This window comes from Acidovorax sp. (assembly GCF_046341535.1).
In the GTDB taxonomy this organism is placed as follows: domain Bacteria; phylum Pseudomonadota; class Gammaproteobacteria; order Burkholderiales; family Burkholderiaceae_C; genus Acidovorax.
Genome location: NZ_JBKDRI010000136.1, coordinates 1 through 26,983 on the forward strand (window position 1 = coordinate 1; position 26,983 = coordinate 26,983).

The window sequence follows — 26,983 nt, forward strand, 5'->3', positions numbered from 1 at the left end:
GGCCGGTGTGCCTGGTTACCACGCCATAGCCTTTTGCAGCACATCAAAGCCCTGGCCAGAGCACTTGGCAGCCCAAAATCAACAGAAAAACTCGCTTCGCTCCGCCTTCGACCAATTGCCGTGAAATATTCGGGCTAGCCCGGATATTTCACCAGGTCGCTCTTTGATGCCCCGAGACGCCCGATGCGTGCACAGTTTCTTGGGTTCGAGTGACACATCCCATTCGGCCCGAGCGCTACACCCCCGATGGAGCGGTGCTGCGGCACGCTGGCGGCGTTGCTCCTCCTTGCGGGCACGCGCCCGCAGCGTCGTCGCGCCTTGCCAGCGCACCGCATCACAGCCCACTCGGGCGCGTCCCTGGTGAAATATGCGGGCTAGCACGCGCCCTCATTCCCTGGCCCTGTTCCTGCTGCTATCCGTGCTGGGGCTGCTGTGCCTGATGCCGGTCTGGTACTTCTTCCTGGCGCCCTGGTTGGCCGAGCCGGTGTTTTTGCTTGCAGGCACGGTCGTGTCCGACACCTTTCACTGGGTGGTGACCTACCGGCTCACGGATACCCGGGCCACGCTGCTGACCAGCCTGCAGGTCATCGCAGAGCAAGGCCAGGGCAGGTCGGGGGCACTGGCGCCGGTAGCAGACTACCGCGTGCATGGCTATGGCCTGGTGCTGCTGTGGGCCATGTTGCTGGCCTCGCGCCCGCCCGCGTTGCTGCGCAAGCTGTTGCTGGGCACCGTGGTCATGCTGGTGTTTGCGTCGGTGGGGGTGGCGCTGCAATGGCTTAACGACGTGTTTTATCGATCGGGAGCCCATGTGCTTGCGCAAACCCGTGCGCCTGCCTGGTTGGTGGAGGCGGTGGCGTTTGGTTTTCATTTCCACCTGTTCATCTTCACGGCCCTGGCGCCCGTGCTGTTGTGGGTGCTGATGAGCCGTTCGTTTGTGCAGGCCTTGTGGAGTCAGGCCACCGTGCAGGGCGCACAGCCCCCTGGGGTGGATGCAACCCAACCCGCCGATTGATCAGATCCGGCGTGGTGTGTGGCGGTGTCTTGAAATGGCAAGCCGCAAGACCGGCCACAAGGACGCACGGGGCGTGGGGGTGAGTGGAGAATTTTGCAGAAAAACAGCCGGTTACGCCCGATGCGTAAGGGTCGATAGCTATTAAAAATATAGCTGACGAGTTGGCGTGCTGGCTGCATGCGTGACCCGAGTCACCTGCGTGACCCGCGTCACCCGCTTGCGCCGGGGTGGCCTTGCGGCCCATTGCGAGCCTGCCCTGTGCCGTGGCAGACTGCACACCCCATCTTGCGGAGACTTTCATGACCGATGCTGCACTACTGCTGGCGCTGGTTGAACTGTGCATGGTGACGACCACGGTGGCCAACGAGGCCGAGGCGCGTCGGCTGGCCCAGGCGGTGCTGCATGCGCGCCTGGCGGCCTGCGTACAGGTGGAGCCCATCACATCGCACTTTCGGTGGCAGGGCGTGGTGCAGGAAGATCGCGAGCTGCGTATGGTTTGCAAGACCCTCCCCGAGGCCGTGCCTGCCCTGCTGGGTCTGCTGCGCTCCCAGCACGCTTACGCGCTGCCCCAACTGGCAGTGCAGACACTGCAGGCGTCGGCGGACTATGCGCAGTGGGTGCGGTCTGAGGTGGTGGTGCCGTCGCCTGTGGTGCAGGCTTAGCCATCGGCCCGCCGCTGGCGGCTCAAAAAAGCAGCGCCTGGGCGAATTCGCGGGCGTTGAAGGTTTCCAGGTCTTCGAGCTTTTCACCCACGCCGATGAAATACACGGGGATGGGGCGCTCTTGCGCGATGGCGGCCAGCACGCCGCCCTTGGCGGTGCCGTCAAGCTTGGTCACGATGAGGCCGGTGAGCTGCAGCGCGTCGTCAAACGCGCGCACCTGGGCCAGCGCGTTTTGGCCGGTGTTGCCGTCAATCACCAGCAGCACCTCGTGCGGGGCCGTGGCGTCGGCCTTGGTCACCACGCGCTTGATCTTTTGCAGCTCCTGCATCAGGTGCAACTGGGTGGGCAGACGCCCGGCGGTGTCGATCAGCACCACGTCTTTGCCGCGTGCCCGGCCGGCCGTCACGGCATCAAAACTCACGGCAGCCGGATCGCCGCCTTCCTGGCTGACGATTTCGACCGTGTTGCGATGGGCCCAGACGCCCAACTGCTCGCGCGCCGCGGCGCGAAACGTGTCGGCCGCCGCCAGCAGCACGCTGGCGCCTTCGTCGGCCAGGTGTTTGGTGAGCTTGCCAATGGACGTTGTCTTGCCCGCGCCGTTGACGCCCGCCACCATGATCACCGTGGGGGTGTGCTGGCCGATCACCAGGGATTTTTCGAGCGGGCGCAGCAGGTCGGCCAGCGCATCGGCCAGCAGGCCCTTGACGGCTGCGGGGTCGGTGGCCTTGGCTTCTTTCACGCGGCGCTTGAGGTCGGCCAGCAGATGGGTGGTGGCTTTGACGCCGGTGTCGGCCATCAGCAGGGCTTCTTCCAGCTCTTCGTACAGGGCATCGTCGATCCGGGTGCCTGTGAAGACGGTGGTGATGCTGGTGCCCGTCTTGCGCAGCCCGGATGCGAGGCGATCGAGCCAGCCCTCGCGCGGGGCGGGGGTGGGCGCAGCCGCCTCCGGGGCGGCCGGGGCCGGGGCTTGAGGCGCCTGCGGCACACCGGCCGGTGACGCGCCGGGCGCGGCCTCGGGGGCGCGTGAACCGAAGGGGTTGCGCAGCCATCCCAGCCCGGGCACGGCGGCCATGCCCGGGGCCGAATCCTGCGATGCCTGCGCCGCCACCGGCTCAGGCGCTACCGTGTCTGGCCGGGCCGGTGCCGTCGCAGGCTGCGGTGCGGGGGCTGCCGAGGGCGGCTGCACTGCGGGCGGCTGCGGAAACCCGGTGGTCGGGGCGGCAGGCTTTTTCTTGAAAAAACTGAACATTGGCGGGTTCTTAGAATCATTGCATTCTATGAAACACGCTTTCACCCTTTTGGCCCTTGCGGCCTGCCTTGTTGCCGGGGCTTCGGCTGCGGCCACCGCCCCGGTCGCCCAGGCCTCCCCTTCCGAGCCAGCCCGTGTCTCCACCGCGCAGCAATTCACCCTGAAAAACGGCATGCAGCTCATCGTGCAGCCTGACCACCGGGCCCCCACGGCGGTGCACATGGTGTGGGTGCGCGTGGGCTCGATGGATGAGGTGGATGGCACCACCGGCGTCGCCCATGTGCTCGAACACATGATGTTCAAGGGCTCCAAAACCGTCAAACCCGGCGATTTCTCGCGCCGCGTGGCCGCCCTCGGGGGGCGCGAAAACGCCTTCACCAGCCGCGACTACACCGGCTACTACCAGCAGATTCCGGCGCATCGCCTGGAAGACGTGATGCGGCTGGAGGCCGACCGGTTTGCCAACAACCACTGGCCCGACGAAGAATTCAAAAAGGAAATCGAGGTCGTCAAGGAAGAGCGCCGCCTGCGCACCGAAGACCAGCCCCGCGCGCTGCTGGCAGAGCAGTTGTTTGCCACTAGCTTCATCGCATCTCCCTACCGCCGCCCGGTGGTGGGCTGGATGAGCGACCTGGATGCCATGACGCCCGAGGATGTGCGGGCCTTTCACCGCCAGTGGTACACGCCCGCCAATGCCGCTGTGGTGGTGGCCGGCGATGTCGATGTGAAAAAAGTGCGCGCCCTGGCCGAGAAGTATTACGGCAGCCTGCCCGCCCGTGCCGTGCCCCAGCGCAAGCCCCGCACCGAGCCCGAGCAACGCGGCCTGCGCCGCATTGCCGTCAAGGCACCGGCTGAACAGGCCTACGTGGCGCTGGCCTTTCGCACGCCGGGTCTGGAGCGGGTGGAAAACCTCACCGCCAGCGACCGCGACGCCCTGGCCCTGATGGTGCTGGCCGCTGTGTTCAGCGGTTACGACGGCGCGCGGCTGGACCGGGCACTGACGCAAGGCGACCGCCGCGTGGCCGATTCCGTGAGCAGCGGTGCCATGGTCACGGGCCGTGGCCCCAGCCTCTTCATGCTCACAGGGGTGCCCGCCGAGGGCAAGAGCGCCAGCCAGGTGGAGGAAGCCCTGCGCGCCGAAGTGGCCCGCGTGGCCCAGGCTGGCGTGAGCGAGGCCGAACTCAACCGGGTCAAGACGCAATGGATCGCCTCGACCGTGTACGAGCGCGACTCGGTGATGAACCAGGCGCAGGAGCTGGGCGGCAATTGGGCGCAGGGCTTTCCGCTGCATGCCAACGAAAAGCTGCTGGCCCTGCTGCGCACCGTGACCCCGGCCGAGGTGCAGGCCGTGGCCGCCCGGTATTTTGGGGACGACCAGCTCACGGTTGCCACGCTGCTGCCGCAGCCCCTGGACGCCCCGCGCGCCCGCCCCACGCTGCCGCCCGGCAGCGTCATCCGCTGAACGCGCGCTTGGACACCCCTGGATATGAACACTATCAAAAAAATAGCAGAAAATGCTTTGCTGGCGTGCGCGGCAGCACTTTTTTATACCAATTCTGCCTGGGCGCTGCTGCCCATCCAGCACTGGACCGAGCCCAGCGGCGCGAAGGTGTGGCTGGTAGAAAGCCCGGTCATCCCCATGGTGGATGTGCAGATCGACTTTGACGCTGGCAGCCGCCGCGACCCGGCGGGCCAGTCGGGTCTGGCCAAAGCGGTGGCCAACATGGCTTCCAAGGGCGTGAAGGCCACCGGCAGCGAGCCTGCGCTGGACGAAAACGCACTGGGCGAGGCCTGGGCCGACCTGGGCGCGAGCTTTGACGCCAGCGCCGACAACGACGCGCTGCACTACACGCTGCGCTCGCTGACCGACCCGCCCCTTCTGGACAGCGCCGCCCGGCTGGCCGCGCGCCAGATCGGCGAGCCCAGTTGGCCGGCTGATGTATGGCCACGCGACCGCGCGCGCTGGATTGCCAGCCTGAAGGAGGCCAACACGCGCCCGGCCACCGTAGCGGGCTACGCGTTTGCCGACGCCGTGTACGGCAGCCACCCCTACGGCACGCGCACCACCGAAGATTCGCTGATGCGCATCCAGGTGCCGGACATGCAGGCCTTCCACGCCCAGATGGTCGCCAGCTGCCGGGCCAAGGTGAGCATCGTGGGTGCCGTATCGCGCGCGCAGGCCCAGACGCTGGTGGCCACGCTGCTGTCACGCCTGCCCGCCAGCACCGGCTGTGCGCCGCTGCCGCCCGTGGGTGAAGTCGCGGCGCTCACCGCGCCGGTGGAGCACAACATTCCGTTTGCGTCAGCGCAGGCCCATGTGCTGATTGGCCAGCCGGGCTTTGCGCGGCGCGACCCGGACTTTCTGGCGCTGCTGGTGGGCAACCACATCCTGGGCGGCGGCGGGTTTGTGTCGCGCCTGACCAGCGAGGTCCGCGAAAAGCGCGGCCTGAGCTACAGCGTGTACAGCTACTTTGCGGGCGGCCTGCATGCCGGGGCCTTCACCGTGGGCCTGCAGACGCGCCCCGACCAGGCGGCGCAGGCCGTGCAGGTCTCGCGCGATGTGATCAGCCGCTATGTGGCCCAAGGCCCCACCGAGGCCGAGCTGCGCGCCGCCAAGGACAACCTCATCGGCGGCTTTGCGCTGCGCATCGACAGCAACAAGAAGCTGCTGGGCAACGTGGCCAACATCGCCTGGAACGACCTGCCGCTGAACTACCTGGACGAGTGGACCCAGAAGGTCGAGGCGCTGACCGTGGCCGACGTGCGCGCCGCCATGGCCCGCAAGCTGCAGCCCGATCGCATGGTGACCGTGGTGGTGGGGGGCAAGCCGTGAGCCGATCCACCCTGCGCGGCAGCGCCATCACGGCCGAGATCCGCCGGGCCCAGGCGGCGGCAGCCGCTGCCCCCACCCCCACCCCCACCCCGCGTGACAAGCGCCAAGCGCCGGCCCAGGCCAAAGCGGCTGCCGCTGCTGCTGCCACCACCCCCCAGGGCGCGGGCGAGATCCGCATCATTGGCGGGCGGTGGAAGCGCACGCGCCTGCCCGTGGCCAGCCGCCCCGGCCTGCGCCCAACGCCCGACCGCGTGCGCGAAACCCTGTTCAACTGGCTGGGCCAGGACCTTGCCGGCTGGCGCTGCCTGGATGCGTTCTCTGGCACCGGCGCGCTGGGGCTGGAGGCCGCATCCCGCGGTGCGGCGGCCGTGCAGTTGGTGGAAAGCGATGCCGCCCTGGTCGCGCAGTTGCAGCGGCTGCAGCAGCGGCTGGAGGCCAGCGCGGTGCGCGTGCAGCGCGGCGATGGCGTTGCGGCCCTTGGTCTGGCGGCACCCGGCAGCCTCGACCTGGTGCTGCTGGACCCCCCTTTTGACAGCGACCTGTTCGAGCCAGCCCTTCAGGCCGCGGCCCGTGCGGTGGCACAGGGCGGGTTTGTCTATCTGGAGGCACCCGCCCGGTGGCCCGACGAGCGTCTGGCACCGCTGGGCCTGGCGCTGTACCGGCATCTCAAGGCGGGTGCCGTGCATGCCCATCTGCTGCGGCGCGCTTAGTGTCTCAATTTGGAAACCCGTCGCATGGCGGCGGCGGTGCCCCGGGCAGGCTGCGCTGCATAATGCGCCCACGCAGCCCGGCCGGCCCTTGTCCCCGGTGCCCATGACCATTTGCCATTGAGGAGACACCCGCCATGGCCCGGAACGTGATTGCCGTGTATCCCGGCACGTTCGATCCCATCACCCTGGGACACGAGGATGTGGTGCGCCGTGCCACGCAGCTGTTTGATCACCTGATCGTCGCCGTGGCCGCTGGTCACCACAAGAAGACCCTGTTTTCGCTGCAAGAGCGTATCGACATGGTCCGCGAAGCCGTCAAGGGCTACCCGCAAGTGCAGGTGGAGCCTTTTTCTGGCCTGCTGCGCGACTTCGTGGTGGCGCGCGGCGGCAAAGCCATGGTGCGCGGCCTGCGGGCCGTGACCGACTTTGACTACGAGTTCCAGTTGGCAGGCATGAACCGCAGTCTGATGCCGCATGTGGAAACCGTGTTCCTCACGCCCAGCGACAAATACCAGTTCATCAGCAGTACCTTTGTGCGCGAGATCGCCGTGCTGGGGGGCGAGGTGCACAAGTTCGTCTCGCCCTATGTTCGGGAGCAGTTGGCGCAAAAGGTGCTCAGCCTGTCCGCCCCCTGAGCCTCAGGCGCCCGCAGGCAGCGCCCTGGCCCTCAGGGCAGCGCCGCCCATCGGTCTGCCAGGGCGTGTGCTTCGTCCTTCAAGGCCTGCAGCAGCGGCGCTGCCTCGGGCAGGGCGGGGCGGTACAAAGGCCACAGGGCCGTCACGCAAAACGGGATCGAGAACGCCAGCCGCCGCAGCACCAGTCGCTCGCTGGCACATGCCAGCGCGGTGAGCGGGTTGACGATGGCCACGCCCAGCCCGTGCTCCACCATGGCGCACACGGCAACGGCGCTGTGCGTCTGGACCCGCAGCGTGCGTGCCACACCGGCCTCGGCAAATCGCGCATCGATGATGCGGCGGTAGGGGTCGTCGGCCGAGAGGCTCACAAACGGCTCGCTGGCAAAGTCCTGCAAATGCAGCACCGGCCGTTGCGCCAGGGGGTGGGCTGCGGGCAGCACGGCCACTTCGTCCAGGGTGAGCAGCACCTCCGATCCCGTGCCGGGGGGCGCAGCGGTTTGCTCGCACAGGCCCAGGTCAAAGCGCTGGGCGCTCATCCATTCTTCCAGCAGGGGTGAGTCCTGCGGCGTGACCGACAGCCGCGTGAGCGGCCGGGCCTGCACCAGCCGGGCCGCCGCGCCGGGCAGCAGCGCGTGGGCCAGCGCTGGCAGGCACAGCACCGACAGTTGCACCGCGTCGGGCCGACCCAGCGCCACCGCGCGCTCGATCACTCGCTCGAGCCCCTGCCACGAGCGCTGCACTTCGTCCCACAACGCCAGGGCCCGCGCATTGGGCCGCAACCGGCCCTGGGCGCGCTCAAAGAGCGCATAGCCCAGCAGCACCTCCAGACGCGCCAGCTCGCGGCTCACGGTGGGTTGCGAGCTGTGCAGCAGCTCAGCCGCCCCGGTGGCGCTGCCGGTGGCCATCACCGCGCGAAACACCTCAATGTGGCGGTGGCTGATGCGCTGCGGCAGCGGGGGGGCTTCGGGTCGGTTCATCGGATAAAGCATATCCATTTTGAATGGATGCTGCTTGATAATGCATTGGACTGGATGGTTTTTTGCCCCCATGATCGCGGCTTTCTCAGCCTGCATCGCCGGAGCTTTTGCATGTCCAACCCGTTTTCTCCCGCCCAGTTGTGGGCCCTGGCCGACCAGTTTGGTACCCCGCTGTGGGTTTACGACGCGGCCACCATCCGCCAGCGCATCGCGCAGGTCTCCAACTTCGAGACCATCCGCTTTGCACAGAAGGCGTGCTCCAACATCCACATCCTCGCGCTGATGCGCGAGCAGGGCGTGAAGGTGGATGCCGTATCGCGCGGCGAGATCCTGCGCGCGCTGGCGGCCGGTTACCAGGCGGGCTGGGACGCTGACGGTGCCTCGGACATCGTGTTCACGGCCGACCTGTTCGATGCCGCCACGCTCGAATTCGTGGTGCACCAGCGCGTGCCGGTCAATGCAGGCTCTGTGGACATGCTGCACCAGCTGGGCGCACGCTCGCCCGGCCATGCGGTGTGGCTGCGCATCAACCCCGGCTTTGGCCATGGCCACAGCAACAAGACCAACACCGGCGGCGAGCACAGCAAGCACGGCATCTGGCACACCGACCTGCCGGCCGCGCTGGTGGCCATCCGCCAGCATGGCCTGAAGCTGGTGGGGCTGCACATGCACATCGGCTCGGGCGTGGACTACAGCCATCTGGCCGAGGTGTGCGGTGCGATGGTCAACCTGGTCAAGACCACCCATGCGGCCGGGCACGACCTGCATGCCATCTCGGCCGGCGGCGGTCTGTCCATCCCGTACCGCAGCGGCGAGCCGGTGGTCGATACCCAGCACTACCACGGCCTGTGGGATGCCGCGCGCCAGCAGGCCGAGGCCATTGTGGGCCACCGGCTGGGTCTGGAGATCGAGCCTGGCCGCTACCTCGTGGCCGAGTCGGGCGTGCTGTTGGGCGAGGTGCGGGCCACCAAAAATGCGGGCAGCAACCATTTTGTGCTGCTGGACACCGGCTTTAACGAACTGATGCGGCCATCGATGTACGGCAGCTACCACGCCATGAGCGTGCTGCGCCGTGATGGCACAACAGGCCCCGCGCAGCCCACCGTGGTGGCCGGCCCGCTGTGCGAGTCGGGCGATGTGTTCACCCAGGGCGATGGCGGCGTGGTGCTGCCCCGGGAACTCCCCGCCGCGCAGGTGGGCGACCTGCTGGTGATTCACGACACGGGGGCCTACGGGGCGTCCATGTCCTCCAACTACAACACGCGCCCCCTGATCGCCGAAGTTCTGGTGGATGCAGGGCTTGCGCGCCTGATCCGCCGCCGCCAGACGGTGGAGGAACTGCTGGCGCTGGAACTGGGCCTGTAACCGGGGCTGTCACCGGGGCTGGGACCCGCAGGCCGGTGCTTGCCCGGCGGTCCGATCAGGCCCGCTCGGCGGCGGGCCCGCGCCCCATGAGCAGCGCCACGGCCGCTGCTGGCGTGATCTCGCCATCGAGCAGGGCCACGGTGGCGCGGGTGATGGGCATGTCTACGCCCAGATGCGCTGCGCGCTGGGCCACGGTGCGGGCGCTGTACACGCCTTCGGCCACATGCCCAAGGGAGTCCACCGCCTGCTGCAGGGTCTTGCCCTGTGCCAGCAGCATGCCCACGCGCCGGTTGCGCGACAGGTCGCCCGTGGCGGTCAGCACCAGGTCGCCCAGACCCGACAGGCCCATGAAGGTCTCGGGCCGCGCGCCCAAGGCCAGCCCCAGCCGGGTCATCTCGGCCAGTCCGCGTGTGATGAGGGCGGCGCGCGCGTTCAGCCCCAGCGAGAGCCCGTCACACAGACCTGTGGCAATCGCCAGCACGTTCTTCACCGCGCCGCCCACCTCGACGCCCACGATGTCCTCGTTGGCATACACACGCACGCTCGGGCCGTGAAGGGCATCCACCATGGCCTGGCGAACGGCGGCATGCGGGCTGGCCGCAACGAGCGCGGTGGGCTGGCCCAGGGCCACCTCCTGCGCGAAGCTGGGGCCGCTGAGCACGCCTGCCATCAGATCGGGGGCGACTTGCGCCAGCACCTCGTGCGCCAGCAGGCCAAAGGCTTGCGGGTCATGCGACGGCGCCGCCTCAAAGCCCTTGCACAGCCAGATCACCGGCACGCGCAGGCCGCGCAACGCCTGCAGCATGCTGCGCAGCGCTGCCATGGGTGTGGCCACGATCACCAGGTCGGCGCCCGCCAGAAGCGCGTCGAACGGACCATCTGCCACCGAAAGGGAAGGTGGAAACGCAATGCCCGGCAGGTAGCGGGTGTTTTGGCGCCCGTGGCGCATCTCCCGGGCCTGGGCAGCATCGCGGGCCCACAGGGTGACCGCGTGACCCGCGGGGTGCTGGGCCGCGCCCATGGCAACGGCAGAACCCCATGCGCCAGCACCCAATACTATGATTTTCATAGCTGAGAGCGCCTATTCATAGTGCCATTGGGGCCGATGCGGCCCCAATTGGCAGATCACTGCGTGATGATGGGCGACGGCTGATTTGCAGCCTGAGCCCGTTGCTGTTCGTACATCGCCTGGAAGTTGATTTCAGTCAGGTGCACGGGCGGGAAGCCGGCGCGGTTGATCACGTCGGCCACGTTGCCACGCAGATACGGGTAGACGATCTGCGGGCAGGCAATGCCCATGATCGCGCCCATCTGCTCCTCGGGCACGTTGCGGATCTCGAAGATACCGGCCTGCTTGGCCTCGACCAGGAACACGGTTTTGTCCTTGATCCGGGTTTGCACGGTGGCGGTCACCATGACTTCGAACATGCCCTCGGCCAAGGGAGTCGCTTCCACGCCCAGCTGGATGTCCACGTTGGGCTGCTCCTGTTCAAGCAGGATGCCGGGCGAGTTGGGTTGCTCCAGCGACATGTCCTTGAGGTACAGGCGCTGGATTTGAAATACGGGAGTTGCTTCGGACATGGTGTGGGTCTCTTCGTTACGTGACGGATCTCCAGGAAAGCTCTGCATCACTCCCTGCGGGTTGCGTTAGCAGGGGCTCGGGCAGTCCACGGCGTTGCTTTTTTTGCCCATAACCCGGCTTCGGGCTGCACAAACCGCCTTGTGGCCTGTCCCGATCCGCGCAAGCGCATTCTCGCGAGGGTGATGCGGAGCTTCCCTATCAAAACAAAACCCGCCGGGGATGGGCTCCCGCAGCGGGCACTTGGGGCTGCATTATGCCGCCCCTTGGTGCGGGTCAGGCGGCACCCAAAAGTGGCATCAGAGCGCCGCGGCTGTCCAGCGCGACCAGGTCGTCATGGCCGCCCACATGCGTGTCCCCGATGAAGATCTGGGGCACGGTGCGCCGGCCGGTGATCTGCATCATGTGGTTGCGCGCAGCCGGATCCATGTCGACGCGGATCTCTTCGATCTGCTCCACGCCCTTGGATTTGAGGATTTGCTTGGCACGGATGCAGTAGGGGCACACGGCGGTGGTGTACATCTTCACGGGTTGCATGGCGGTTTCCTGGGGCAGGTTCAGGCCTTTTCTACTGGCAGGCTGGCTTCGCGCCAGGCTTTCATGCCGCCCGCCAGGGCCTGGGCGTTGTCGTAGCCCAGTTGCTTGGCCATGCGCACGGCGCGGCCTGCGCGCGCGCCGCTGGCACACACCAGGACCACGGGCAGGGCCTTGTTTTTGACCAGGCCGGGCAGGCGTTCTTCCAACTCGCCCAGTGGCACGTTTTTGGCACCGACCACATGCCCCAAGGCGAATTCGTCGGCTTCACAGACGTCGATGACGACGGCTTTTTCGCGGTTGATGAGCTGCACCGCAGCGGCTGGCGTCAGCGAACCGCCGCCTGCGCTCCGGAGGGTGGGCCACAGCAGCATGCTGCCCGATGCCAGCGCGAGGACGAACAGATACCAGTTGTCGATGATGAATTTCACAAGGTTTCCTAGGATGGGCGAACGCCTTAATTTTAGAATGCTCGATTTTGACCCGCATTTACCTAGGGAACCCATGTACAAGCTTGTCCTGATCCGCCACGGCGAATCCACCTGGAACCTTGAAAACCGCTTCACCGGCTGGACCGATGTGGACCTCACGCCCACCGGCGTGTCGCAGGCCATGTCTGCCGGCAAGCTGCTCAAGGCCGAGGCGTATGAGTTCGACCTGGCCTTCACCAGCGTGCTCAAGCGGGCCATCCACACCCTGTGGTACGTGCTCGACGAAATGGACTGCACCTGGCTGCCCGTGGTGAAAGATTGGCGCCTGAACGAGCGCCACTATGGCGCGCTGCAAGGTCTGAACAAGGCAGACATGGCCAAAAAATATGGTGATGAGCAGGTCCTGGTGTGGCGTCGCAGCTATGACACCCCGCCTCCGGCGCTGGAGGCGGGTGACCCCCGCAGCGAGCGCAGCGACCGCCGTTATGCAGCCCTGCCCGAAACCAGCGTGCCACTGACCGAATGCCTCAAAGACACCGTGGCCCGCGTGCTGCCGTTCTGGAACGAGGCCATGGCACCGGCCATCCGTTCGGGCCAGCGCGTGCTGGTGGCCGCGCACGGCAACTCCATCCGGGCGCTGGTCAAGTACCTCGATGGCATTTCCGAGTCGGACATCGTGGGCCTGAACATTCCGAACGGCATCCCGCTGGTGTACGAGCTGGACGCAGATCTCAAGCCCATCCGCCACTACTACCTGGGCGACGCCGAGGCCGCCGCCCGGGCTGCGGCCGCCGTGGCTTCGCAGGGCAAAGCGTAAACGGCCGGTAAAGCAGGGTGAAACAGGCCTGGCAAAACCTTTGAAACTGCGGGCGTGTGCGGAACCGTGGCCACTTGCGCCTGTCCAAGGTGTATATTCATTTTCGTAGCGGTAAAAGGTGTTCCATGGGCCACAAACTGAAAATTGCAGGATGGGTGTCGGTTGGGGTTGTCGCGGGGGCGCTGACCACCGTTTCGCTCCAGACCGTGGCGCGCGGCGCGATGTCGCCCCTGCCGCTGGAAGAGATCCAGCAACTGTCGGCCGTGTTTGGTCTTGTGAAGACCGACTATGTCGAGCCGGTGGATGACAAGAAGCTGATCACCGACGCCATCACCGGCATGGTGGCCAGCCTGGACCCGCACTCCCAGTATTTCGACAAGAAGTCCTTCAAGGAATTCCGCGAGGGCACGACCGGCAGATTCGTCGGCGTCGGCATCGAAATCACCCAGGAAGAAGGCCTCGTCAAGGTGGTCTCGCCCATCGAGGGCTCGCCCGCCTTCCGCGCCGGGCTGATGACCAATGACCTCATCACCAGGATCGACGACACGGCCGTCAAGGGCCTGACCCTCAATGAGGCCGTCAAGCGCATGCGCGGCGAGCCCAACACCAAGGTCACGCTCACCATTTTTCGCAAGGACGAAAACCGCACGTTTCCGGTGACCATCACCCGCGAGGAGATCAAGACCCAGTCCGTCAAGGGCAAGGTCGTGGAGCCGGGTTACGCCTGGATCCGCCTGTCGCAGTTCCAGGAGCGCACGGTCGATGACTTCGTGCGCAAGGTCGAGGAGGTGTATCGCCAGGAGCCCAATCTCAAGGGTCTGGTGCTGGACCTGCGCAACGACCCGGGCGGCCTGCTCGATGCGGCCGTAGCCGTGTCGGCCGCCTTCCTGCCCGCGAACGTGACGGTGGTGACCACCAACGGCCAGCTGGCCGAGAGCAAGGCCACGTACAAGGCTGCGCCCGAGTTCTATCAGCGCCGTGGCGGCGGCGATCCGCTCAAGCGGCTGCCTGCGGCGCTCAAGTCGGTGCCTTTGGTCGTTCTGGTCAACGAGGGCTCGGCCTCTGCGAGCGAGATCGTGGCAGGTGCGCTGCAGGACCACAAGCGCGCCACCATCATGGGCAGCCAGACCTTTGGCAAGGGCTCGGTGCAGACCGTGCGCCCCCTGGGGCCCGATACCGGCATCAAGCTCACCACGGCGCGCTACTACACCCCGAGCGGCAAGTCGATCCAGGCCAAGGGCATCGTGCCTGACGTGATGATCGACGAATCGGAGGAGGGCAATGTGTTTGCGTCGCTGCGGATGCGCGAGGCAGACCTGGAAAAGCATCTGGCCAGCGGCCAGGGCGAGGAAAAGAAGGACCTGGCCCGCGAGAAGGCCCGCGAGGAAGCCCGCAAGCGGCTGGAAGATGAATCCAGGAAGCCCTCGGCCGAGCGCAAGGCGCCCGAGTTCGGCAGCGACAAGGACTTTCAGCTCGCCCAGGCGCTCAACCAGCTCAAGGGCCGCACGGTGCTGGTCAGCAAGGTGCTTGCTGAACGCAAGGACGAAAAGAAAGACAATTGAGTTGTAGCGCGCTGCGCCCGAAAGGCCGGACTTCCTGCGGAGGCCGGCCTTTTTCACGTCTGGAGCCATCGCGTTCAACGTCCCACCATTGCTTTGAACTGTTTGCCCATCGCCATGACCGACGACCAGCTTCTGCGCTACTCGCGCCACATCCTGCTTGACGAGGTGGGCATCGAAGGGCAGCAGCGCATGCTCGATGCGCACGCGCTGGTGATCGGCGCTGGCGGTCTCGGATCGCCTGCGGCGCTGTACCTGGCTTCGGCGGGGGTGGGCCACATCACCCTGGTGGATGATGATGCGGTGGACCTGACCAACCTGCAGCGGCAGATTGCGCACACCACCGCACGCGTGGGCATGCCCAAGGTCGAGTCGGCCGCACAGGCCATGGCAGCGATCAACCCGGACGTGCAGGTCAGGCCCGTCTGTGCGCGTGCTGATGCTGCCGTGCTGGATCGCCTGGTGCCGCAGGCCACCGTGGTGCTCGATTGCTGCGACAACTACGCCACGCGCCAGGCGGTCAACGCCGCCTGTGTGCGCCACGGGGTGCCGCTCGTTTCGGGGGCGGTGATCCGGTTTGACGCGCAGATCAGCGTGTTCGATCCACGGGAGCCACATGCGCCCTGCTATGCCTGCGTGTTTGCACCCGATGCGGCGTTTGAAGAAGTGCGTTGCTCAACCATGGGGGTGTTTGCGCCGCTGGTGGGCGTGGTGGGGGCCATGCAGGCGGCCGAGGCGCTCAAGCTGGTGGCAGGCATCGGCACCAGTCTGGCCGGGCGCATGTTGATGCTGGACGGCCGTTCGATGGAGTGGGGCACGATGCGCATGCAGCGCGCGCCGGATTGCCCGGTCTGCGCGGCGCGCCGCCCCGGCCATGGGCCATGATGATGCCCCGTGACCACCAGCGCAAGGGTGTTCACGGGTGCCGGGCATGCTGGGCGGGCACCCCGGGGCCGGTCATGGTTCATGCATGCATCATGCTGCATGTCGCTCGCGGCCACAGACGGTTGCTCGGAAGGGTATAAGCTCGGGCCCATGCGGGTTTTCAATTGCGACCATTGCGGTCATCTGGTGTTTTTTGACAGCGTCCGGTGCCTGCACTGCGGCAGCGAGCTGGCGTTTTTGCCCGATCAGATGGCTATGGCGGCACTCACACCTGCGCCGCAGGATGGTGCAGGCCTGTGGCGCCGCCGGGGGCGTCGCGGCTCCTCGGATTACAGCGGGCGGCTGTATCGCATGTGCCAGCACCACACCCATTGGCAGGCCTGCAACTTTGCCGTGCCTGCCAACGATTTTGCAGACCTGTGCGTGTCGTGTCGGCAAACCCGCGTGCTGCCCGACCTGTCAGACCCCGGCAACCTGCGCCGCTGGAAGCAGGTGGAGGCCGCCAAGCGGCAGCTTTTCTACACCCTGGCCCGGCTGGGGCTGGAGCCTGCGCCCGGCAGGGCGGGGCCGGTATTCGAGTTTTTGGCCGACCTGCCCGGAGGCCCGCCCGTGATCACGGGGCACCTGGGCGGCACCATCACGCTGAACGTGGCCGAGGCCGACGACGACGAGCGGGCCCGCCGCCGCGTTGCCCTGGGCGAGCCGTACCGCACCCTGATCGGCCATCTGCGCCACGAATCCGGGCATTTTTATTGGGACCAGTTCGTGCGCGACGGCGGTCAGCTGGAGTCGTTTCGCGCCGTGTTCGGCGACGAGCGGGCTGACTATGCAGCGGCGCTGGGCGCGCACTATGCCCGTGGAGCGGGCGCGGGCGACTGGGCCGAGCGCCATGTCAGCGCCTATGCGGCCTCGCACCCCTGGGAGGATTGGGCCGAGACCTGGGCCCACTACCTGCACATGATCGACCTGCTGGAAACCGCCGCCTGCTATCAGATCGGTGTGACGGTGCCCGATCCGAGCTCGCCCGAGCGGCACCATGTCACCGATCCGTTTGCCCTGCCCCACCCCCGGTTTCACGACATGGTGCGCCAGTGGGTGCCACTGACCCTCTTGCTCAACAGCTTGAACCGCAGCCTGGGGCAGGACGATGCCTACCCGTTTGCGCTGTCGTCTGGCGCCATGGTGAAGCTGCGTTTCGTGCACGAGCTGGTGCAGGCCCAGGTCCAGCAGCGCGCACCGCAGGCGGTTGCGCCCGGCTGAACCGCGGCGGCGCTGGCAAATGCATAGCGCTGTCACCCGAAAGGTGAGGCTGCGAAAACAACCCAAGGCCCGAGTCCACGCGGTGTGCGGCAAGATGACAAGCGGTCAACTGCCGTTTTTAGGATATTGCGTTAAAAATGCCGTTTTACGCTCGGCCTGAATAGGTTTGTAGCTATTAAAAGTATAGCAATATTATAGTGACCGCGCCCCGGCGTCTGCGCGTGATTGCGCGGGTGCTCAGAACTCGAGGTTATCGATCAACCGCGTGCTGCCAAGCCGGGCGGCCCCCAGTGCGACCAGGCTGGCCGGACCATCGTGCGCGGTGGGCGGCATCAGGTCTGACCGGCGGCGCACCGTCAGGTAGTCAGGCTGCCAGCCACGTTCGCGAAGCGCTTGCATGGCCTGGGCTTCCAGTGCAGGGGTGGGGGATGGGGCCTCGGACCATGCTTGCGCCAGCCGCCGCAATGCCTGAAACAGCGCCACGGCCTCCTGGCGCTCTTGGGGGCTGAGATAGCCGTTGCGTGAACTGAGCGCCAGCCCGTCGGGGGCGCGGCTGGTTTCGCCCGCCACGATCTGCACTGGCAGCGCAAACTGCCGCACCAGGTGCCTTATCACCATCAACTGCTGATAGTCCTTCTTGCCAAACACCGCCGTGCCGCCGCTGGCACCGAGCACGCAGGCAAACAGTTTCATCACCACGGTGCTCACACCCACAAAGAAGCCGGGCCGGAAGTGGCCCTCCAGCATGTCGGCCAGCATCGGGTCAGGGTGCACCTTGAACGTTTGCGGCTCGGGGTAGAGGTCGGTTTCGCGCGGGGCAAACAGCACGTCGCACCCGGCAGCCCGCAGTGCCGCGCAATCGGCCTCCCAGGTGCGCGGGTAGCTGTCAAAGTCTTCGTGGGGCAAGAACTGCAAGCGGTTCACGAAGATGCTCGCCACGGTCACGTCGCCCAGCGGCCTGGCCTGGCGTACCAGCGAAACATGCCCCTCATGCAGATTGCCCATCGTGGGCACAAAAGCGGGGTGGCGGTAGGCCGCCAGCGCCTGGCGCAGGTCGGCGATGGAGTGGGCAATCAGCATGAACGGGCGATGGGCAAGGACGTTGGAGTCAGGGCGGTGGTGCAGGCCTACCAGGCGTGCAGCGTGTTGTCGGGAAACTGGCCCTGCTTGACGGCCTGTACATAGCTCTCGATGGCGCCCCGGATGCTGCCGGCATCCTGCATGAAGTTGCGCACAAACTTGGGCATGCGGCCCAGGTTCAAGCCCAGCATGTCGTGCAGCACCAGCACCTGGCCCGCGGTGCCGCTGCCTGCACCAATGCCAATGGTGTGGCAGCGCGGCAGTTCGGCCGTGAGGCTGCTCGCAAGCGCGGCGGGCACCATCTCCAGCACCAGCATGGCGGCTCCGGCATCCTGCAGCGCGTGCGCCTCGTTGCGCAGGGTGCGGGCGGCGTCGTCGGTTTTGCCCTGCACGCGGTAGCCGCCCAGCGCATGCACGGTCTGCGGCGTCAGGCCCAGGTGGGCACACACCGGCACACCGCGCTGCACCAGAAATTCAACGGTCGGGGCCGTCCAGCCCCCGCCTTCGAGTTTGACCATGTGCGCGCCCGCCTGCATCAGCGCGCAGGCGCTGCGCAAGGCCTGCTCACGGCTTTCGGCGTAGGTGCCGTAGGGCAGGTCAGCGATCAGCCAGGCGGTGCCCTGCACGCGGTGCAGCCCACGCGCCACGCTGGCCGTGTGGTAGGCCATGGACTCCAGCGTCACCCCCACCGTGCTGGGCAGGCCCTGGCACACCATGCCCAGCGAGTCGCCCACCAAAATGCATTCCACCCCCGCCGCATCGGCCACGGCGGCAAACGTGGCGTCGTAGGCGGTGAGCATGGTGATCTTCTCGCCCGCCTCGCGCAGCTGCCCCAATCGCGGCAGACTCACGGGGCGGCGCTGCGGCAGGGGTGAGGCGGGCGGCAGCGTGCCGTAAGGGGTGGCAGAAACGGTGCTGGTGGAACTCATCGGGGCAGCCATCATCGAAAAAAATTTTCGTGAGTCTATGCGACGCGTGTTGTGGGCCCCGATGGTCTGCATCGATACCGGGTCGGGGTCTGCGTCGGGGCTGTGGCTATTGCGTTCCCGGTATGCTCTTGGCCCATGACTGCAGCGTTACCACCCGTGAATACCTCCATGAGCGATGCCGACGTGCTGGCCCTGGCCCAGGCCGATGTGGCCCGCGCCCTGGCCGAGGACGTCGGCAGCGGCGACCTGACCGCTGGCTTGATCGACCCCGCCCGCCGCGCCCGCGCCCGCATCCTGGCCCGCGAAGAGGCCGTGATCTGCGGCGCGCCCTGGGCCGAGGCTGCCCTGCGCGCCCTGGACCCCACGGTGCAGATCACCTGGCATGTGGCCGAGGGCCAGCGCTGCGCGCCCGACCAGGTGGTGCTGGAGCTGGAGGGCAACGCCCGCGCCCTGCTGTCCGCCGAGCGCACCGCGCTCAACTTCCTGCAACTGTTGTCGGCCGTGGCCACCAAGACGCGCGCCTATGTGGACGTGGTGGCCGGCACCCGCGCCCACATCGTTGATACCCGCAAGACCATCCCCGGCCTGCGCCTGGCGCAAAAGTACGCCGTGCGCGTGGGCGGCGGCACCAACCACCGCATCGGCCTGCACGATGCCGTGTTGATCAAGGAAAACCACATTGCGGCCGCTGGCGGCGTGGCCGCGGTGCTGCGTGCTGCGCAGGCGGTGGCCGCGCGGGCCAAGTTCATCGAAATCGAGGTGGAAACCCTGGAGCAGCTGGCGCAGGCGCTGGAAGCGGGGGCCACCATGATTTTGCTGGACAACATGCCCCTGCCCATGCTGCGCGAGGCGGTGCGCATCAACGCGGGCCGGGCCATTTTGGAGATTTCGGGCGGAGTGACCCTGGCCGGGCTGCGCGAGCTTGCACAAACGGGGGTAGACCGCATCTCCATCGGTACGCTGACCAAGGATGTGAAGGCGACGGATTTCTCGATGCGCCTGCAGGAAATTCAGTGAGCACCTGCCCGAGCAGCTGCGCGGCGGCTGCTAGGCAATGCAATGGAGTCATGCCATGACCAAAGTGATTGATATCGAATACGAGCAGCCCGACGAGGCCGCAGCCGGCGCTGCCTGCTCCACCAAACACGCCTGGGCCCGTGTGCCCGCCGAGCCATCGCCGGCCGAGCGTGCGGCGCTCAAGGATCAGATCCGCCGCCTGCTCAAAGAAAAAAACGCGGTGATGGTGTCGCACTACTACGTGCATCCCGACCTGCAAGACCTGGCCGAGGAGACCGGCGGTCTGGTCAGTGACTCGCTGGAAATGGCCCGCTTTGGCCGCGACCATGCGGCGCAGACCCTGGTGGTGAGCGGCGTACGCTTCATGGGCGAGACGGCCAAAATCCTCAGCCCGGAAAAAACCGTGCTTATGCCCGACCTGGATGCCACTTGCTCGCTCGACCTGGGATGCCCCATCGACGAGTTCAGCGCTTTTTGCGACCAGCATCCCGACCGCACCGTGGTGGTGTACGCCAACACCAGCGCCGCCGTCAAAGCGCGGGCCGACTGGCTCGTCACATCCAGCTGCGCGCTGCAGATCGTGAGCGCGCTCAAGGCCGCAGGCCAAAAGATTCTGTGGGCACCTGACCGCCACCTGGGCGCGTACATCCAGCGCGAAACCGGTGCGGACATGGTGTTCTGGAACGGTGCCTGCATCGTGCACGACGAGTTCAAGGCGCTGGAGCTGGAACTGCTGAAAAAAGAGCATCCCGCCGCCCGGGTGCTGGTGCACCCGGAAAGCCCCGCCGACGTGGTGGCCCTGGCCGATGCCGTGGGCTCCACCAGCGCCATTTTGAAGGCCGCGCGCGAGATGGATGCCACCGAATTCATCGTGGCCACCGACAACGGCATGATGCACAAGCTGCGCACGCTCAACCCCGGCAAGACGTTTTACGAAGCCCCCACCGCGGGCAACAGCGCCACCTGCAAAAGCTGCGCGCACTGCCCGTGGATGGCGATGAACAGCCTGGCCGGTGTGGCCCACGTGCTGGAGACAGGCGCCAACGCCATCCATGTGGACCCAGGGCTGATCCCCCGCGCCCGCCAGCCCATCGACCGCATGCTGGCGTTCACTGCCGCGCTCAAAAGCGGCCAGCCCACCGCCGCCCTGGTGCCCCACCTGGGCGCTGCCTGAGGCCGCCTCACAAGGAAGACCGCCTATTCGCTACTAAATATGTAGCAACAATGTGTTTGCAGGCAAGCGCGATAGCTGGTTTTGACTGATATTTCACTGATTGATTTTGACCAACCCCTCGATGGGGCGTCGCCGCCGCTGCGCCATGCGTTCGGGCCTGCGCGGCAGGTGTGCGTAGCGCGCACCCTGGCCCAGGTGCGCGATGTGCTGGATGCCGTGCATGCCGCGGCGCAGCGTGGGCACTGGTGCGTGGGCTACGTGCGGTACGAGGCCGCGGCGGCCTTCGATGCAGCGCTGCAGACCCATGCCCCTGATGGGCCGCTGGCCTGGTTCGGCATCCACGACGCGCCCCAGCCCTGGCCGCGTTCGGCCGAGCACGAGCCTCCAGCCCGGGTGGACTGGGGCCACGGCCTGACGCGCAGTGCTTTTGATGCGGCCTTGGCGCACATCCAGCAGGCCATACGCAACGGCGAGCTCTACCAGGTCAACTACACCGCCGCGCTGCCTGGAACGCTGCACGGCAGCCCGCAGGCGCTGTTTGCCGCCCTGCAGCGCGCGCAGCCCGGCGGCTATGCTGCGCACCTCCAGGCGGGCGACGAGCAGATTCTGTCGGTCTCGCCGGAGCTGTTCTTTGACTGGCGCGAAGCCGCCGAAAGCCCGCAGGGCAAGGGCGGAGGCGACATCCTGGCCCGGCCCATGAAAGGCACGGCACCGCGTGGCCGCACCGCCTTGGAAGACGCAGCCCAGGCCGAGCGCCTGCGCACGACGCCCAAAGAGCGCGCCGAGAACGTGATGATCGTGGACCTGCTGCGCAACGACCTCTCGCGCATTGCCATGCCCCACAGCGTGCAGGTACCGGCACTGTTTGCCACGCAGGCGTTGTCCACCGTCTGGCAGATGACGTCGGACGTGCGCGCCCGCACGCGCCCCGGCATCACGCTGACCGATGTGTTCGCGGCGCTCTTTCCGTGTGGTTCGGTCACCGGCGCGCCCAAGGTGCGCGCCATGCAGATGATCCGCGCGCTGGAGCCTGCGCCGCGCGGCGTCTATTGCGGGGCCGTTGGCGTGGTGCGGCCTGCCGGTCCGGCAGGGGCCAGCGGCCGCCATGCCGTGGCCGCCACGTTCAACGTGCCCATCCGCACGGTCGTTCTGCGGCAGGATGCCGCTGCCCAAGGCAGTGCGCCATCGCTGCGTGCCACTTGCGGGATCGGCAGCGGCATCACCGCCGATGCACAGCCCCAAGCCGAATGGAACGAGTGGCGTCACAAACGCGCCTTTGTGGAACGCGCCAGCATGCCGTTCGAGATTGTGGAAACCCTGGGTCTTCACGACGGAACGTTGCCGCACGCCGACCGGCACCTGCAGCGCATGGGCGAAGCGGCTGCGCACTTTGGTTTTCCGTGGCGCTTTTCTGCCGCGCAACAGGCGCTGCAAAACGCCGTGCTGCGCCACGGCAGCGGCGCTGCACGCGTGCGGCTGCTGCTGGCGGACGATGGCAGCTTCCGGTCTGAAGTGTTGGCCCTTGCGCCGACCCCCGAGCCGGTGCGACTGCAGCTGGCCGACCGGCCATTGGCCGAGGCGCACAGCGAGTTCGTACGCCACAAGACCACCCGGCGCGCCCACTACGCGGCGTTTGCGCCTGCGGCCGGTTCCGGCATGTTTGACACCGTGCTCTGGAACGATGCTGGCGAGATCACCGAGACCACCTTTGGCAATGTGGCCGCGCTGCTGGATGGGCAGTGGGTCACGCCGCCGCTGCACTGCGGGCTGCTGCCCGGCGTGGGCCGCGCCCTGGCGCTGGCCGAGGGGCGGGTGATCGAAGCGGTGGTGCGGGTGGAGGACGTGCAGCGCGTGCAGGCGTGGGCCTTCATCAACAGCCTGCGCGGTTGGCTGAACGCGACGCTGAAGTATTGACTTGCCCGCCGTCCTGACGTGTCGGTGCCCCGGCATGGCGCATCCGACGCTGGGCGTCAGATCCGCTCTTTGGCGTACGAACCGCGGTCCATGTCCACCACTTCCACGCTCAGTTGCACCATCACCCCCACCGGGCGCGGCGTCAGGTCGCGCAGCACGGCGGCAATGCGGTCGGACAGTGCCTTTTTCGCCTCGGGCGTGCGGCCCGACAGCAGGCGCAGTTGCGCATGAACAAACGCGCGTTGGGCAGGCGCGGTGCCAATGGCAAAGCTGTCGGCCACCACAAAGCGGGTCTTGAGGTCGGCCTCGTCCAGCACCTCGGGATGCGCGCACAGGGTTGCGTTCAACTCGGACAGGGCTTGGGCCTCCGGGAAGTGGGGCAGATTGCCGGAGTATTCGACGATGAGGTGGGGCATGGGCGGGGTCCGGATGCGGGGTTGACGACAGTCGCCAAGCCCTGCAGGGCTGGCGCAGCGCACGGCGGTCGGGCGCCGGTGGCAGTGTAGAGCAAGCCTGCGTGCTGCTGCTGATGCTGCGCCGGCCCGCCGGCCTGGGCGCGCGCCTTCAGCGCCAGGTGCCGGGCAGGTCAAACACCAGATGGCGGGGTTCGGGCAGTTCCAGATGCGCTACCTCGGCCAGCAGCGGCGCGTGCAGGCGCTGGCGCAGGCAGGCCGTCATGGCGTCGGCGGCTTCGGCGTCGGCCTCGGGCTGGTTCGCGACCCAGCCAGCCAGATGGAGCCCGCGCGCACGGATGGCCTCGGCCGCCAGCAGTGCATGGCTGATGCAGCCTCCGCGCAGGCCCACCACCAGCACCACGGGCAGCGCCAGCGCCAGGGCCAGGTCGGCGGCCGTGTGGGTGTCGTTCAGGGGGTCCAGCAGGCCGCCCGGCCCCTCCACCACCACAGCGTCGGCCTGGGCGGCCAGCGCCCGGTAGCTTTGCACCAGGGCCTGCACATCAATCTGCACGCCTGCGCGGGCGGCGGCAATCTGCGCGGGCAGGGCTTCGGGCAGCACTACCGGGTTATCGAGCGCTTCAGGCACGGCCACGGTGGAGGCCGCGCGCAGGGCCAGCGCGTCCTCGCAGGCCCAGTCATCACCCCAGGGCACGAGACCCGTCGCCACGGGCTTCATGCCCACCACGCGGGGGTGGTGGGGCGCCAGCGCATGCAGCAGGCCGGCGGCCACGAGTGTCTTGCCCACACCGGGCTCCGTGCCGATCACAAAACATCCTAGGGTCATCAGTGTTCCTTGGGTCGAATGAGGCTGCAGGGACGTGGCAGCTTGCAGCCAGTGCGCTGTCGGTCATCCGAGCGCGGGCGGGACGAGGATCGTTGGCGCTGCGGGCGCTGCGACCTCGGGGTAGTCGCGGCTGTAATGCAGGCCACGGCTTTCGCGGCGCAGCTGGGCGCTTTTCACAATCAGATCGGCCACTTGCACCAGATTGCGCAGTTCCAGCAGGTCGCGCGTGACATGAAAGTGCGCGTAGAACTCCTGGATCTCGGCCTGCAGCATGGCGATGCGGTGGGCGGCGCGCTCCAGGCGCTTGTTGGTGCGCACGATGCCCACGTAGTCCCACATGAAGCGGCGCAGCTCGTCCCAGTTGTGCGAGATGACCACGGATTCGTCTGCGTCCTGCACACGGCTGGTGTCCCAGGCAGGAAGCGGGCTTTGGTCGATGGCGGGCGCGGCGGCAATCGCCTGCGCGGCGGCACGGGCGAACACCATGCACTCAAGCAGCGAGTTGCTGGCCAGCCGGTTGGCACCGTGCAGACCGGTGCACGCCACCTCGCCAACCGCATACAGGCCAGGCAGGTCGGTGCGACCGGCCAGATCGGTCAGCACGCCACCGCAGGTGAAGTGGGCGGTGGGCACCACGGGAATCGGCTCTTTGGTGATGTCGATGCCGAGTGACGCGCAGTGCGCCATGATGTTCGGAAAGTGCTCCTGCAAGAACGCGGGGCTTTGGTGCGAGATGTCCAGGTGCACGCAATCGAGGCCGTGCTTTTTCATCTCGAAGTCGATGGCGCGGGCGACCACGTCGCGCGGGGCCAGTTCGGCGCGCGGGTCGTGGTCGACCATGAAGCGCGTGCCATCGGGCAGCTTGAGCTGCCCGCCCTCGCCGCGCACGGCCTCGCTGATGAGGAAGGACTTTTCGTGCGGGTGGTACAGCCCGGTGGGGTGGAACTGGATGAACTCCATGTTCCCCACGCGGCAGCCTGCACGCCATGCGGCGGCAATGCCGTCGCCGGTGGCTGTGTCGGGGTTGGTGGTGTAGAGGTACACCTTGCCCGCGCCGCCAGTGGCCAGAATGGTCTGCGGTGCACGGAAGGTCACCACCTCGTCGATATCGTTGTCCAGCGCGTACAGCCCCAGGCAGCGGTTGCCGGGCAGGCCCAGCTTGCGGGTGGTGATCAGGTCCACCAGGGTGTGCTGCTCAAACAGCGTGATGCCGGGCGTGGCGCGCACCACATCGATCAGCGTGCGCTGCACGGCTGCGCCGGTGGCGTCGGTCACGTGGGCGATGCGCCGGGCACTGTGGCCGCCCTCGCGTGTCAGGTGCAGGTGTTCGCCTTCGAGCGTGAAGGGCACTCCGAGCTGACGCAACCATGCGATGGACGCCGGTGCGTTTTCCACCACAAAGCGCGTTGTGGCCAGGTCGCACAGGCCCGCGCCCGCCACCAGGGTGTCCTCGATGTGCGCGGCAAAGCTGTCGTCATCGGCCAGCACAGCGGCAATGCCGCCCTGGGCCCAGCCGCTGGATCCGTCCTTGAGCGTGCGCTTGGTAATGACGGCCACGCGGTGCGTCGCAGCCAGGTGCAAGGCGGCCGAAAGGCCGGCCAGGCCGCTGCCTACGATGAGTACGTCAAAGTCTTGGGATGCCATGGCGAGCGTGTGGGGTTAAAGGGGGGGGGCCAAGCCAAAGGGCTAGGCAGGCGTGTAGGCCAGGCGCACGTAAATCGGCGCAAATGCTTCGGCCTGCGTGATCTCGATCAGAGTCTCCTTGGCCAGCTCCAGCAGCGCAATGAAGGTCACCACCAGCACGGTGCTGCCCTCTTCAGGGCGGAAAAGCGCCTCAAACTCGACAAAGCGGCGGCCCTGCAGCGTCTTGAGCACCTTGCTCATGTATTCGCGCACCGAGAGTTCCTCGCGCGTGATCTTGTGGTGCTGAACCAGCTTGGCGCGCTTGAGGATGTCGCGCCAGGCTTCTTGCAGATCCGCCACATGCACATCCGGAAAGCGCGGCTGCAGGCTTTGCTCGATGTAGACCTGTGCCTTCAGAAAGTCCCGTCCGTACTGCGGCATGTGCGACAGGCGCATGGCGGCCAGCTTCATCTGCTCGTATTCGAGCAGTCGGCGCACCAGATCGGCGCGGGGGTCTTCAGGCTCGTCCGCGCCTTCCTGCTTTTTGGGCGGCAGCAGCATGCGCGACTTGATCTCAATGAGCATCGCCGCCATCAGCAGGTATTCGGCCGCCAGCTCCAGGTTGCGGCTGCGGATCTCGTCCACATACGCAAGGTACTGCCGGGTGACCCCCACCATGGGGATGTCGAGGATGTTGAAGTTCTGCTTGCGGATCAGGTACAGCAGCAGGTCCAGCGGGCCCTCAAAAGCTTCGAGGAAGACTTCGAGCGCATCGGGCGGGATGTACAGGTCTTGCGGCAGCGCAAACAGGGGCTCGCCGTACAGGCGCGCCAGGGCCACCTGGTCCACCGCCAGCGGCATGCCGTCTGCGCCCAGAGCGATCGGCTGCGGGCCATCGGAGGCTTCGACCTCGGTCGCAGTGGTCATGGCAAAATGCTATCTAAATGATAGCTATCAACGCTTACGCGACAGGCGCAACAGGGCGTTTTGGCTGAGAAAAATCCCATGGCGGGTGGCGCTTGGCGTGTCCGTCAACCCGCAGGTGGAATGTTGCCGAGGTCAGTCGGCGCTGGTCTGGTACACGTAGGGCTTTTGCGGCACGCGGGCTTCGTTGTATTCGCCCCAGATCTTGCGGTCCACGGCCTTGTCCCACAGCAGGGAGCGGCCCAGCTGCTGCTGCTGTTCAAGCTCTGGCTTGCTGGATTTGAGGTGGTTGATGAACTGCGTGGCATCGGACTGGTAGTCGGGGCGGCGAAAAATGGACATGGACTGAAACCCTCTTTGCTTGCGATTTTACCGGGACTCCACCTTGCACCTGCCCTGCCAGCCCCGGGCCCTGTTGCCACCTTCGGCGCAACCCTAGGAGCCTGTCGGACTTGGAGCGTCGAAAGCGAAAATCGGCCCCAGCGAGGACAGTTTTTGCCGAATTTGCAGCCCCATAGCCGAGCTATGGGGCAAAAAGGCGGTTAAAAATGGACCGCTGCGGTCGATTTGCAGCC

The 26,983-nt window shown here is 66.8% G+C and carries 27 protein-coding genes; 14 read left to right on the plus strand and 13 right to left on the minus strand.

Going from position 1 to position 26,983, the window contains the following annotated elements; translation table 11 throughout:
• Positions 1 to 367: 367 nt before the first annotated feature.
• The gene (locus tag ACK543_RS09655) at positions 368 to 1,012 is read left to right on the plus strand and encodes an exosortase H-associated membrane protein (RefSeq protein ID WP_409942637.1); all 645 of its coding nucleotides are present in this window, start codon (positions 368 to 370) and stop codon (positions 1,010 to 1,012) included.
• Positions 1,013 to 1,311: 299 nt separating this feature from the next.
• A complete protein-coding gene (gene cutA, locus ACK543_RS09660; RefSeq protein ID WP_409942638.1) occupies positions 1,312 to 1,674 on the plus strand; it encodes a divalent-cation tolerance protein CutA in 363 nt (120 codons plus the stop codon).
• A 22-nt stretch (positions 1,675 to 1,696) separates the two neighbouring features.
• On the opposite strand, the gene ftsY is transcribed toward cutA, so the two are convergent.
• Positions 1,697 to 2,923 (minus strand): signal recognition particle-docking protein FtsY, encoded by a 1,227-nt coding sequence (gene ftsY, locus ACK543_RS09665; RefSeq protein ID WP_409942639.1) that lies wholly within the window; start codon positions 2,921 to 2,923, stop codon positions 1,697 to 1,699.
• 28 nt (positions 2,924 to 2,951) lie between these two features.
• Here ftsY and ACK543_RS09670 point away from each other — a divergent pair, with 28 nt between their 5' ends.
• The 4 genes from ACK543_RS09670 to coaD all read left to right on the plus strand — a co-directional run bounded on the left by ACK543_RS09670 (position 2,952) and on the right by coaD (position 7,101).
• A complete protein-coding gene (locus tag ACK543_RS09670) occupies positions 2,952 to 4,385 on the plus strand; it encodes a M16 family metallopeptidase (RefSeq protein ID WP_409942640.1) in 1,434 nt (477 codons plus the stop codon).
• A 24-nt stretch (positions 4,386 to 4,409) separates the two neighbouring features.
• On the plus strand, positions 4,410 to 5,756 hold the full coding sequence (locus ACK543_RS09675) for a M16 family metallopeptidase (RefSeq protein WP_409942641.1): 1,347 nt from the start codon (positions 4,410 to 4,412) through the stop codon (positions 5,754 to 5,756).
• The gene (gene rsmD, locus ACK543_RS09680) at positions 5,753 to 6,466 is read left to right on the plus strand and encodes a 16S rRNA (guanine(966)-N(2))-methyltransferase RsmD (RefSeq protein ID WP_409942642.1); all 714 of its coding nucleotides are present in this window, start codon (positions 5,753 to 5,755) and stop codon (positions 6,464 to 6,466) included. Before ACK543_RS09675 ends, rsmD begins: the two co-directional genes overlap by 4 nt.
• A 134-nt stretch (positions 6,467 to 6,600) precedes the next feature.
• Positions 6,601 to 7,101 carry a pantetheine-phosphate adenylyltransferase gene (gene coaD, locus ACK543_RS09685; RefSeq protein ID WP_409942643.1) on the plus strand — a complete coding sequence of 167 codons (501 nt, stop codon included), beginning with the start codon at positions 6,601 to 6,603 and terminating at the stop codon, positions 7,099 to 7,101.
• A gap of 32 nt (positions 7,102 to 7,133) precedes the next feature.
• On the opposite strand, the gene ACK543_RS09690 is transcribed toward coaD, so the two are convergent.
• The gene (locus tag ACK543_RS09690; RefSeq protein WP_409942644.1) at positions 7,134 to 8,078 is read right to left on the minus strand and encodes a LysR family transcriptional regulator; all 945 of its coding nucleotides are present in this window, start codon (positions 8,076 to 8,078) and stop codon (positions 7,134 to 7,136) included.
• A gap of 111 nt (positions 8,079 to 8,189) precedes the next feature.
• On the opposite strand from ACK543_RS09690, the gene lysA reads away from it, so the two are divergent.
• A complete protein-coding gene (gene lysA, locus ACK543_RS09695; RefSeq protein WP_409942645.1) occupies positions 8,190 to 9,443 on the plus strand; it encodes a diaminopimelate decarboxylase in 1,254 nt (417 codons plus the stop codon).
• Between the two features lie 55 nt (positions 9,444 to 9,498).
• Here the strand turns inward: lysA and ACK543_RS09700 are convergent, their stop codons facing one another.
• The 4 genes from ACK543_RS09700 to ACK543_RS09715 all read right to left on the minus strand — a co-directional run bounded on the left by ACK543_RS09700 (position 9,499) and on the right by ACK543_RS09715 (position 11,987).
• Positions 9,499 to 10,512 (minus strand): NAD(P)H-dependent glycerol-3-phosphate dehydrogenase, encoded by a 1,014-nt coding sequence (locus tag ACK543_RS09700; protein WP_409942646.1) that lies wholly within the window; start codon positions 10,510 to 10,512, stop codon positions 9,499 to 9,501.
• A 56-nt stretch (positions 10,513 to 10,568) separates the two neighbouring features.
• Entirely contained in the window at positions 10,569 to 11,024 is a 456-nt protein-coding gene (secB, locus tag ACK543_RS09705; protein ID WP_409942647.1) for a protein-export chaperone SecB, read from the minus strand.
• A 274-nt stretch (positions 11,025 to 11,298) separates the two neighbouring features.
• Positions 11,299 to 11,559, minus strand: coding sequence for a glutaredoxin 3 (gene grxC, locus ACK543_RS09710; RefSeq protein ID WP_409942648.1), 261 nt, complete (start codon positions 11,557 to 11,559; stop codon positions 11,299 to 11,301).
• A 20-nt stretch (positions 11,560 to 11,579) separates the two neighbouring features.
• A complete protein-coding gene (locus tag ACK543_RS09715) occupies positions 11,580 to 11,987 on the minus strand; it encodes a rhodanese-like domain-containing protein (protein ID WP_409942649.1) in 408 nt (135 codons plus the stop codon).
• Positions 11,988 to 12,060: 73 nt separating this feature from the next.
• On the opposite strand from ACK543_RS09715, the gene gpmA reads away from it, so the two are divergent.
• The 4 genes from gpmA (at position 12,061) to ACK543_RS09735 (ending at position 16,508) form a co-directional block, all read left to right on the plus strand.
• The gene (gene gpmA, locus ACK543_RS09720; protein ID WP_409942650.1) at positions 12,061 to 12,804 is read left to right on the plus strand and encodes a 2,3-diphosphoglycerate-dependent phosphoglycerate mutase; all 744 of its coding nucleotides are present in this window, start codon (positions 12,061 to 12,063) and stop codon (positions 12,802 to 12,804) included.
• A gap of 125 nt (positions 12,805 to 12,929) precedes the next feature.
• A complete protein-coding gene (locus ACK543_RS09725; RefSeq protein WP_409942651.1) occupies positions 12,930 to 14,366 on the plus strand; it encodes a S41 family peptidase in 1,437 nt (478 codons plus the stop codon).
• Between the two features lie 114 nt (positions 14,367 to 14,480).
• Positions 14,481 to 15,248 carry a HesA/MoeB/ThiF family protein gene (locus ACK543_RS09730; protein WP_409942652.1) on the plus strand — a complete coding sequence of 256 codons (768 nt, stop codon included), beginning with the start codon at positions 14,481 to 14,483 and terminating at the stop codon, positions 15,246 to 15,248.
• A gap of 150 nt (positions 15,249 to 15,398) precedes the next feature.
• Entirely contained in the window at positions 15,399 to 16,508 is a 1,110-nt protein-coding gene (locus ACK543_RS09735) for a putative zinc-binding metallopeptidase (RefSeq protein ID WP_409942653.1), read from the plus strand.
• 237 nt (positions 16,509 to 16,745) lie between these two features.
• Here the strand turns inward: ACK543_RS09735 and panC are convergent, their stop codons facing one another.
• Positions 16,746 to 17,588, minus strand: coding sequence for a pantoate--beta-alanine ligase (panC, locus tag ACK543_RS09740; RefSeq protein ID WP_409942654.1), 843 nt, complete (start codon positions 17,586 to 17,588; stop codon positions 16,746 to 16,748).
• Positions 17,589 to 17,635: 47 nt separating this feature from the next.
• Positions 17,636 to 18,517: a 3-methyl-2-oxobutanoate hydroxymethyltransferase gene (panB, locus tag ACK543_RS09745; RefSeq protein WP_409942655.1), complete on the minus strand. Its 882-nt coding sequence runs from the start codon at positions 18,515 to 18,517 to the stop codon at positions 17,636 to 17,638.
• A gap of 168 nt (positions 18,518 to 18,685) precedes the next feature.
• Between panB and nadC the strand changes: the two genes are divergently transcribed.
• The 3 genes from nadC (at position 18,686) to ACK543_RS09760 (ending at position 22,622) form a co-directional block, all read left to right on the plus strand.
• Positions 18,686 to 19,534: a carboxylating nicotinate-nucleotide diphosphorylase gene (gene nadC, locus ACK543_RS09750; protein WP_409942663.1), complete on the plus strand. Its 849-nt coding sequence runs from the start codon at positions 18,686 to 18,688 to the stop codon at positions 19,532 to 19,534.
• Positions 19,535 to 19,589: 55 nt separating this feature from the next.
• A complete protein-coding gene (gene nadA / locus ACK543_RS09755; protein ID WP_409942656.1) occupies positions 19,590 to 20,708 on the plus strand; it encodes a quinolinate synthase NadA in 1,119 nt (372 codons plus the stop codon).
• Between the two features lie 81 nt (positions 20,709 to 20,789).
• Entirely contained in the window at positions 20,790 to 22,622 is a 1,833-nt protein-coding gene (locus ACK543_RS09760; RefSeq protein WP_409942657.1) for a chorismate-binding protein, read from the plus strand.
• Between the two features lie 56 nt (positions 22,623 to 22,678).
• Here ACK543_RS09760 and ACK543_RS09765 read toward each other — a convergent pair whose 3' ends face one another.
• The 5 genes from ACK543_RS09765 to ACK543_RS09785 all read right to left on the minus strand — a co-directional run bounded on the left by ACK543_RS09765 (position 22,679) and on the right by ACK543_RS09785 (position 26,750).
• Positions 22,679 to 23,038 carry a 5-carboxymethyl-2-hydroxymuconate Delta-isomerase gene (locus ACK543_RS09765; RefSeq protein WP_409942658.1) on the minus strand — a complete coding sequence of 120 codons (360 nt, stop codon included), beginning with the start codon at positions 23,036 to 23,038 and terminating at the stop codon, positions 22,679 to 22,681.
• Between the two features lie 148 nt (positions 23,039 to 23,186).
• Positions 23,187 to 23,861, minus strand: coding sequence for a dethiobiotin synthase (bioD, locus tag ACK543_RS09770; protein ID WP_409942659.1), 675 nt, complete (start codon positions 23,859 to 23,861; stop codon positions 23,187 to 23,189).
• Positions 23,862 to 23,924: 63 nt separating this feature from the next.
• Positions 23,925 to 25,505: an L-aspartate oxidase gene (nadB, locus tag ACK543_RS09775; RefSeq protein ID WP_409942660.1), complete on the minus strand. Its 1,581-nt coding sequence runs from the start codon at positions 25,503 to 25,505 to the stop codon at positions 23,925 to 23,927.
• Between the two features lie 42 nt (positions 25,506 to 25,547).
• Positions 25,548 to 26,411: a segregation and condensation protein A gene (locus ACK543_RS09780; RefSeq protein ID WP_409942661.1), complete on the minus strand. Its 864-nt coding sequence runs from the start codon at positions 26,409 to 26,411 to the stop codon at positions 25,548 to 25,550.
• A 132-nt stretch (positions 26,412 to 26,543) separates the two neighbouring features.
• Positions 26,544 to 26,750, minus strand: a complete 207-nt coding sequence (locus ACK543_RS09785; RefSeq protein WP_409942662.1) for a DUF3460 family protein — start codon at positions 26,748 to 26,750, stop codon at positions 26,544 to 26,546.
• Positions 26,751 to 26,983: the final 233 nt, after the last annotated feature.

Excerpts from the sequence above, each read along its gene's own strand:
- bioD (WP_409942659.1), bottom strand. The coding sequence starts at position 23,861 with ATGACCCTAGGATGTTTTGTGATCGGCACGGAGCCCGGTGTGGGCAAG.
- secB (WP_409942647.1), bottom strand. The coding sequence starts at position 11,024 with ATGTCCGAAGCAACTCCCGTATTTCAAATCCAGCGCCTGTACCTCAAG.
- ftsY (WP_409942639.1), bottom strand. The coding sequence starts at position 2,923 with ATGTTCAGTTTTTTCAAGAAAAAGCCTGCCGCCCCGACCACCGGGTTT.
- ACK543_RS09735 (WP_409942653.1), top strand. The coding sequence starts at position 15,399 with ATGCGGGTTTTCAATTGCGACCATTGCGGTCATCTGGTGTTTTTTGAC.
- gpmA (WP_409942650.1), top strand. The coding sequence starts at position 12,061 with ATGTACAAGCTTGTCCTGATCCGCCACGGCGAATCCACCTGGAACCTT.
- ACK543_RS09655 (WP_409942637.1), top strand. The coding sequence starts at position 368 with ATGCGGGCTAGCACGCGCCCTCATTCCCTGGCCCTGTTCCTGCTGCTA.
- lysA (WP_409942645.1), top strand. The coding sequence starts at position 8,190 with ATGTCCAACCCGTTTTCTCCCGCCCAGTTGTGGGCCCTGGCCGACCAG.
- panB (WP_409942655.1), bottom strand. The coding sequence starts at position 18,517 with ATGAGTTCCACCAGCACCGTTTCTGCCACCCCTTACGGCACGCTGCCG.
- ACK543_RS09780 (WP_409942661.1), bottom strand. The coding sequence starts at position 26,411 with ATGACCACTGCGACCGAGGTCGAAGCCTCCGATGGCCCGCAGCCGATC.
- ACK543_RS09675 (WP_409942641.1), top strand. The coding sequence starts at position 4,410 with ATGAACACTATCAAAAAAATAGCAGAAAATGCTTTGCTGGCGTGCGCG.
- grxC (WP_409942648.1), bottom strand. The coding sequence starts at position 11,559 with ATGCAACCCGTGAAGATGTACACCACCGCCGTGTGCCCCTACTGCATC.
- ACK543_RS09725 (WP_409942651.1), top strand. The coding sequence starts at position 12,930 with ATGGGCCACAAACTGAAAATTGCAGGATGGGTGTCGGTTGGGGTTGTC.
- panC (WP_409942654.1), bottom strand. The coding sequence starts at position 17,588 with ATGCTGATTGCCCACTCCATCGCCGACCTGCGCCAGGCGCTGGCGGCC.
- nadC (WP_409942663.1), top strand. The coding sequence starts at position 18,686 with ATGAGCGATGCCGACGTGCTGGCCCTGGCCCAGGCCGATGTGGCCCGC.
- ACK543_RS09670 (WP_409942640.1), top strand. The coding sequence starts at position 2,952 with ATGAAACACGCTTTCACCCTTTTGGCCCTTGCGGCCTGCCTTGTTGCC.
- ACK543_RS09785 (WP_409942662.1), bottom strand. The coding sequence starts at position 26,750 with ATGTCCATTTTTCGCCGCCCCGACTACCAGTCCGATGCCACGCAGTTC.
- ACK543_RS09690 (WP_409942644.1), bottom strand. The coding sequence starts at position 8,078 with ATGAACCGACCCGAAGCCCCCCCGCTGCCGCAGCGCATCAGCCACCGC.
- nadB (WP_409942660.1), bottom strand. The coding sequence starts at position 25,505 with ATGGCATCCCAAGACTTTGACGTACTCATCGTAGGCAGCGGCCTGGCC.
- ACK543_RS09765 (WP_409942658.1), bottom strand. The coding sequence starts at position 23,038 with ATGCCCCACCTCATCGTCGAATACTCCGGCAATCTGCCCCACTTCCCG.
- cutA (WP_409942638.1), top strand. The coding sequence starts at position 1,312 with ATGACCGATGCTGCACTACTGCTGGCGCTGGTTGAACTGTGCATGGTG.
- nadA (WP_409942656.1), top strand. The coding sequence starts at position 19,590 with ATGACCAAAGTGATTGATATCGAATACGAGCAGCCCGACGAGGCCGCA.
- ACK543_RS09700 (WP_409942646.1), bottom strand. The coding sequence starts at position 10,512 with ATGAAAATCATAGTATTGGGTGCTGGCGCATGGGGTTCTGCCGTTGCC.
- ACK543_RS09730 (WP_409942652.1), top strand. The coding sequence starts at position 14,481 with ATGACCGACGACCAGCTTCTGCGCTACTCGCGCCACATCCTGCTTGAC.
- coaD (WP_409942643.1), top strand. The coding sequence starts at position 6,601 with ATGGCCCGGAACGTGATTGCCGTGTATCCCGGCACGTTCGATCCCATC.